General features: G+C 64.9%; 4 protein-coding genes. All 4 read left to right on the forward strand.

Annotation, left to right across the window (positions count from 1 at the left end):
- Positions 1-721 (forward strand): slipin family protein (locus EOA28_RS28660; protein ID WP_148670902.1); only part of this gene is annotated, 721 nt, incomplete at its 5' end.
- A gap of 193 nt (positions 722-914) precedes the next feature.
- Positions 915-1196, forward strand: coding sequence for an acyl carrier protein (locus tag EOA28_RS28665; protein ID WP_042644943.1), 282 nt, complete (start codon positions 915-917; stop codon positions 1194-1196).
- 115 nt (positions 1197-1311) lie between these two features.
- Entirely contained in the window at positions 1312-2499 is a 1188-nt protein-coding gene (locus tag EOA28_RS28670; protein ID WP_127251556.1) for a beta-ketoacyl-ACP synthase, read from the forward strand.
- A gap of 28 nt (positions 2500-2527) precedes the next feature.
- On the forward strand, positions 2528-3669 hold a 1142-nt coding region (locus EOA28_RS28675), incomplete at its 3' end, for a beta-ketoacyl-ACP synthase (RefSeq protein WP_128315528.1).

Here is a 3669-nt window from a genome sequence, read left to right on the forward strand (position 1 = left end):
CGACCGGATGCAGGAACATGTGTTCCGTCTTCCGGTCGTGGACGGCCAGGTCGGGCTGCTGTTCGTGGATGGCGTGCTCGTCCGCACGCTTGAAGCGGGCGTGCATGCCTTCTGGAATGTCGGCCGCATGGTCCAGGTGAAGGTCGTCGACATCAAGCGCCAGTCGCTCGATGTCGCCGGGCAGGAAGTCCTGACCAGGGATCGCGTGACGATCCGCGTCAACATCGCCGCCGAGTACCGGGTCGTCGACCCGGTCCAGGCAGTGAGCACGGTGAAGGACTTCTCGGAAGCCCTCTACCGCGCCCTGCAGTACGCCTTCCGCAAGACGCTTGGCGCGCTCACGCTCGACCAGATCCTCGACAAGAAGGTCACGGTCGACGAGGACGCGGCGGCCAAGGTGCGCGACGACATGGCCGCGATCGGCGTCGAGGTCAGCGACATCGCTCTCAAGGATGTGATCCTGCCGGGCGACATGCGCGAGATCCTCAACCAGGTGGTTTCGGCCGAGAAGCAGGCTGAGGCCAACGTCATCCGCCGCCGCGAGGAGACGAACGCCACGCGTTCGCTGCTCAACACGGCCAAGGTGATGGCCGAGAACCCGGTGATGCTGCGGCTGAAGGAGCTCGAGGCTCTGGAGGCCATCGCCGGCAAGGTCGAGCGGCTCACCGTCCACAACGGGACGGGCGGGCTGCTCAACGATCTGGTCAAGCTCCGCGACTGATGCATGTCGCCCAGCTGACGCAGCGTAAGATGGGAAGGGCCGCCGGTTCGAACGGCGGCCCTTCTTGCGTTCCCAAAGCCGGCGTCCCATCTGCTCCCGGCGCATCAGGCCTTTTCCTGCCGGGAAAAACCGATTAGACAGCGCGCAAAGCAAGATGCGGACAGATTCCGCCCGCAACCCGAAGGAAGAGCCCTTGTCCACCACATTCGAGAAAGTCGCCAAGATCATTGCCGATACCAGCGAGATCGATATCGACACCATCACGCCCGAGAGCCACACCATCGACGACCTCGGCATCGACAGCCTCGATTTCCTCGACATCGTCTTCGCCATCGACAAGGAATTCGGCATCAAGGTGCCGCTGGAAAAGTGGACGCAGGAGGTCAATGACGGCAAGGCCTCGACCGACGACTATTTCGTCATGAAGAACCTGTGCGCCAAGATCGACGCGCTGGTCGCGGCCAAGAGCGCCTGATGTCTACGGCGAGCGCGAACTTGACGCGCTCCGCGCATGACCCCGAAATCGGCATCGATTTTCGGAAAGGATCATGCGCAAAATCAAAAAGTCGCCTGACCCACAACAGCCGCCCATGAGTTCCCACGACGTCGTCATCACCGGCATCGGCCTTGTCTCCTCGCTGGGAGAGGGTCCGGATGCCCATTGGCAAACGCTTACGCAGCCTGGGTTCCAGCCGGTGCTCCACGCCGAGCGTTTCGCCCCCTATACCATTCATCCCCTGCCTGAGATCGACTGGAACCTGCAGATCGCCAAGCGCGGCGACCAGCGCCAGATGGAAACCTGGCAGCGCCTCGGCACCTATGCCGCCGGCCTGGCGCTGGACGATGCCGGAATCAAGGGCAATGACGAGCTTTGCACGACCATGGACATGGTGGTGGCGGCCGGTGGCGGCGAGCGCGACGAGGCCGTCGACGCCGCGATCCTCGCGGCTTCCGAAAACCGCAACGACCGCGACGTGCTGCTCAACGAGAAGCTGACGACGGAACTGCGGCCGACTTTGTTCCTGGCCCAGCTCTCCAACCTGCTCGCCGGCAACATATCGATCGTCCACAAGGTCACCGGTTCCTCCCGCACCTTCATGGGCGAGGAAGGCGCCGGCGTCTCGGCCGTCGAGACGGCAGCCGCGCGCATCCGCTCGGGACAGTCGACCCATGTTCTGGTCGGCGGCGCCTTCCAGACGGAGCATTCCGACATGCTGCTGGGCTACGAGCTCGCCGGCTACCTGCATCGCGGCCCCTGGAAGCCGGTCTGGCAGCGCCAGGGCTCCGAGGGCGGCGGCGTGGTCACCGGTTCGGGCGGCGCTTTCCTGGTGCTGGAGCAGCGCGAGCACGCGAAAAGCCGCGGCCGAAGGATCTACGCCGAGCTCGGCCCCATCGTGTCCGGCCGCGCCAGACGCCGCCTGGGTGAGTTGGATGCCGAGATCGTGGCCCTACTGAAGCAGGCCGAATTCCCCGCCGGCGAACTGCTGACGATATCCGGCGCTTCGGGCGCTCATGCAGCCACCGCCGCGGAGAAAGCGGCGCTCGACGCCAATCCGGCGCTCGCCGTGCGCGGCTTCTCGACGCTGACCGGCCATATGAAGGAGGCGCAGTTCCCCTTCGCCGTGGCGCTCGCGGCCATGGCGATCGACCGCAAGGCCGGTTACCCCGTTTTCGATGCCGCAGCCGAGAAGCCGTTTGACGGTGCGCCGAAGGCAGTCCTTGCAACGGCGATCGGCTATCACCAATTCGAGGGCATGGGGCTGATCAAAGCGGCCTGAGGTACGATCGAGGCTGTCAGGACAAAACATGGCCAATCTCAAAGACCACATGGGCAGGCCGGTCGTGGCCGTCACCGGCATCGGCGTCGTGACGTCGCTGGGCGTCGGCAAGACCGACAACTGGGCGGCGCTGACGTCCGGTAAATCCGGCATCCATCCGATCACCCGCTTTCCGGTCGATCACCTCAACACCCGCATTTCCGGCATGGTCGACTTCCTGCCGTCGAGCTCGAAGGGCGCAAGCCACCTCACTTACGAACTGGCGGAGACCGCGGCCCAAGAAGCCGTGTCGGAAGCACGGCTCGATTCCGGCGATTTCGGCGGCCCGCTGTTCCTCGCCTCGCCGCCGGTCGAGCTCGACTGGGCCGACCGTTTCTCGCTCTATAATTCCGACAAGAAGGATGGCGGTTCCGAGAGATTGCTGCGCGTCGCCCGCGCGTTGAAGGAGCTCGACATCTTCGAAACCACCCAGTTCGGCTCGATCGCCGACCGACTGGCCGACCGCTTCGGCACGCGCGGCCTGCCGATAACGCTCTCGACCGCATGCGCTTCAGGCGCCACCGCCATCCAGCTCGGCGTCGAGGCGATTCGGCGCGGCGAATGCGACAAGGCGCTGTCGATCGGCGCCGACGGCTCGGCGACGGCCGAGGCGCTGATCCGCTTCTCGCTGCTTTCTGCCCTTTCCACCCATAACGACATCCCGGAAAAGGCGTCGAAACCCTTCTCCAAGGATCGCGATGGCTTCGTGCTCGCCGAAGGATCTGGCGCTCTGGTGCTGGAATCGCTGGAAGCAGCCCTGGCCCGCGGCGCGACGATCCTCGGCATCATGCGCGGCTGCGGCGAAAAGGCGGACGATTTCCACCGCACTCGCTCCAAGCCCGATGCGTCGCCGGCTATCGCGGCGGTGCGCGCCGTCCTTGCCGATGCGGGCATGAGCGAGGACGAGATCGAATATGTCAACGCGCACGGCACCTCGACGCCGGAAAACGACAAGATGGAGCATCTGTCGCTGTCCACCGTGTTCGGCGAGCGTATCGGCTCGATGCCGGTCTCGTCGAACAAGTCGATGATCGGCCACACGCTGTCGGCGGCAGGCGCGGTCGAGGCCGCCTTCTCGCTGATGACCATGCGCGAAAGCGTCATCCCGCCGACCATCAATTACGACAATCC

This window comes from Mesorhizobium sp. M2A.F.Ca.ET.067.02.1.1, assembly GCF_004023285.1.
Taxonomy (GTDB): Bacteria; Pseudomonadota; Alphaproteobacteria; order Rhizobiales; family Rhizobiaceae; genus Mesorhizobium.

Excerpts from the sequence above, each read along its gene's own strand:
- EOA28_RS28670 (WP_127251556.1), top strand. The coding sequence starts at position 1,312 with ATGAGTTCCCACGACGTCGTCATCACCGGCATCGGCCTTGTCTCCTCG.